Source organism: Microcystis sp. M090S1, from assembly GCF_020246295.1.
Lineage (GTDB): Bacteria > Cyanobacteriota > Cyanobacteriia > Cyanobacteriales > Microcystaceae > Microcystis > Microcystis aeruginosa.
Map to the genome: position 1 here is coordinate 1 of NZ_JADBTF010000430.1, position 3180 is coordinate 3180.

The window sequence follows — 3180 nt, forward strand, 5'->3', positions numbered from 1 at the left end:
AATGTTTTGGCGGGTGCGCCCATTTCTTCTGAAAAAAGTGATGCGTATTCCGCTTCAAATTCTGACCAGGGAATGAGGTTGGCCATAATTACCCAACGATTATCTTGGGATAATTTCCCCTCAAAGGGCAGCTCGAAGTTTTCTGGTGGGGTTGAGGGTAACTCGCTTTTACGGTACATTAGCACTAATTAGAGAAGATGCAAGGGTGATGCAAGGGTGATGCAAGGGTTTTAAGAGATTCTAGCAGATTTAAGTGCATTTGGGAAGCTCTCAATCAAGCTAAAAGCCCTTTCCTGTAAGGTTTTTAGATTTATTCAGCAAACCCTAAATACAGTACAGCTTGAGATGAGACAACAGCCGTGAAATTGATGTCACAGCTAATAAAAAATGGATCAGGATTGCTTTTTATCTCTAGGTTGTTGTTAGGTGATTGCTGACTGATTAATAATGGTTGAATGTTAATCGGCTTTTCCTTTTAGGGAGACGAAATCGGGCCTATGGGAATTACTATTGTCACCATTTTGCGGGGGATGAAAAGGATTTCTCACTTCGGGGGGAGTGGGTAAACCCTGTTTCATTTCCGCCACTTTTAAGAGGATCAAATACTCATAAAAAGCTTGCAAAGTACACCAAGCAAAACCAGCTTTACCATCGAGAATTCCCGCCAAGATAAAATACATATAAAACCAACGAAGCAAGGGACGAAAAGGCAATCGTAGAGATAAATCTTTTAAAGCTCTCCGTCTATCTACTTCGGTTTTACCAAAAAATAATTTTTTCCAACTAACACCACCGTTAGCCAACTGATGTAGGGTTTCTGCCGCTTCATCGGTAGAATAACGATTATGTTTTTCAATCCAACGACTTAAACCTTTACTACAGGTATAGTGGGGATAGGTTTCTTGTAAAAAAGAGGTTTTTCCCAGACATTCTTCTCTTTCCGTGTGACCATAATCGCTAAACCAGACTTGATCTTTTCTAAATAGACGCATTTGATAACGGGGATACTGGGTGCTGCGACGGATCCAAGTTCCCATAAACATAACTCTTTCGGCCACATAAAAACCAGTAAATTCTTTCTGTTGAGTGGCGCGCAGACATTCTGCGTAGAGTTGGGGTGTCATCCTTTCATCTGCTTCGAGAATATAAACCCAATCGTATTTAGTCTCGATATTTTCTAACATCCAAGTTCTTTGTTTACCATGACTCTCGAATTGATGCTGAATCACGCGCACTGGATAACGAGAAGCAATCTCTACTGTGCGATCGCTACTGTAGGAGTCAACCACAATCACATCATCGGATAGAAGTGCCGATTCCACACAGGCGGCAATATCAATTTCTTCGTTATGGGTGAGAATGTAAATGGAAAACATAGATATAATATGGTGTTTGATTATACGAAACCCGATCGGGCAGTAGTCCTATTGTGTACTGGAAAAAGCGGAATGAAAACCCTTATTATCCAAGAAATTTTTTTAAAACTGTCAGACTGAGCCTATTCTAACCTCGATCGCCATTTTGTCAATATTTCTTAAGTATTACTTGAAAAATTCTTTACCTGAGCTTGCGGCAACCAGCAATGAGCTATTCCCCACCATGAGATAATAGACGGTGCTTTATGTCTCCAGTAATTTTCGATGACTGCTGTTTCCGAGTGTTTTCGTTCTCTCCGTTCCCAGGGGAATTGTGCCTTAATTCCCTTTATTACTGCCGGTGATCCCGATTTGTCCACTACTGCCCAAGCTTTACGCATTTTAGACCGGGCAGGGGCCGATCTGATCGAGTTGGGGGTTCCCTATTCCGATCCTCTTGCGGATGGTCCGGTTATTCAAGCGGCGGCCACCCGCGCTTTAAATCGGGGTGTCAAGTTGGAAGATGTGCTAGAAATCGTCAAAAATGCTCAGGGAGAGGTGAAAGCTCCGATTATTCTCTTTACTTACTATAATCCCATCTATCATCGCGGGATAGATGTCTTTTTAGACCAAATTAAAGCAGCTGGGGTGAGTGGTTTGGTGGTTCCCGATTTACCCCTAGAGGAAGCGGAAAGTCTGCTGCAACCGGCTGCCGCTAAGGGAATTGAAGTGATTTTATTGGTAGCGCCTACCAGTCCCCCGGAACGAATACAAGCGATCGCCAGGCAATCCCAAGGTTTTATTTATCTGGTGAGTGTCACGGGAGTGACGGGAATGCGGAAGCAAGTGGCCACCAGAGTGGAGGAATTGCTCGATTCTATCCGTTCTGTCACCGATAAACCCGTGGGGGTAGGATTTGGCATTTCTGACCCGACACAGGCACTACAGGTGAAAAACTGGGGTGCTGATGCGGTAATTGTCGGCAGTGCCATGGTTAAACGTCTAGCCGATAATTCCCCCAGCGATGGGTTAAAATCCCTCGAAGAATTCTGTCGTAGTTTAAAACAGGCGATTCAGTGAGGGATAAGGAGTTAGTGGATGCGGATTAGAGCGAGCGTTCATGTCTTCTCGTTATGAATTCGTTCAATTTCATCCAGTGCTTTTTTTGCTCGGAATACAGCCCGGAGATAGGCGATCTGGCTCTCCCACGCCGATCGGGGTAGGATGGGGGGGATAGGGTTCGGGTTCTCGTTCATGGTTAGATTGTGGGGGTGAGTACGGGGGTTTTGTTTTGCCAGCTTTCTGGCCATTGGATCGCGTCGGCACTGAAGGCGAGGGGATCATTGGCTAGGGGAGAATGGAAGGGTTCTTCTACCAGCGCGAATTGGCCGTTATCGAAGGGAATTCCCGCTGCAGGGCGATCGAGGTAGAATCTCTCTCGGATTCCCTTCTCCGCTTGTTTTAACGCCCGGTGGTGACAGTAGGGATTGTTCCCCCGGCGATCGAAGAAAACATGAGCCGTCCAACTACAACCACCGCGGCAGAGTTCGGCGAACTCGCAGGTTTTACAGAATCCCCAGAGATGATCGGTTCCCTTCGGGGTTCCCGCACCGAGGTTGAAGCGCAGTTCTTCGGCCTCTTCGATAATCTGGCGCAGGGAGCGATCGCGGATATTGCCCCCGGTATAGTGGGACTTAAACAAATTTCAAGCCCAAACAAAGCCTAAACTGGCTTTGTAAGCGGCAAACACATCCCGATTCTCGGTCAGCCACTCAAAGAAACGGAAAGACATCGCTGTCCGAAAAGCTTCCAAGGCTTCCACAAA

General features: G+C 45.9%; 3 protein-coding genes and 1 pseudogene. 1 reads left to right on the plus strand and 3 read right to left on the minus strand.

Features of this window, described 5'->3' with window-relative positions; translation table 11 throughout:
• Both IM477_RS18900 and IM477_RS18905 read right to left on the minus strand, forming a co-directional pair.
• A pseudogene (locus IM477_RS18900) lies at window positions 1–179 on the minus strand (IS5/IS1182 family transposase); the annotation flags it as partial.
• Between the two features lie 279 nt (window positions 180–458).
• On the minus strand, window positions 459–1376 hold the full coding sequence (locus tag IM477_RS18905) for a glycosyltransferase family 2 protein (protein WP_287733045.1): 918 nt from the start codon (window positions 1374–1376) through the stop codon (window positions 459–461).
• A gap of 264 nt (window positions 1377–1640) precedes the next feature.
• On the opposite strand from IM477_RS18905, the gene trpA reads away from it, so the two are divergent.
• Entirely contained in the window at window positions 1641–2435 is a 795-nt protein-coding gene (trpA, locus tag IM477_RS18910) for a tryptophan synthase subunit alpha (protein ID WP_287733046.1), read from the plus strand.
• 178 nt (window positions 2436–2613) lie between these two features.
• On the opposite strand, the gene IM477_RS18915 is transcribed toward trpA, so the two are convergent.
• A complete protein-coding gene (locus tag IM477_RS18915; RefSeq protein WP_287733047.1) occupies window positions 2614–3057 on the minus strand; it encodes an SPASM domain-containing protein in 444 nt (147 codons plus the stop codon).
• Window positions 3058–3180 lie beyond the last annotated feature (123 nt).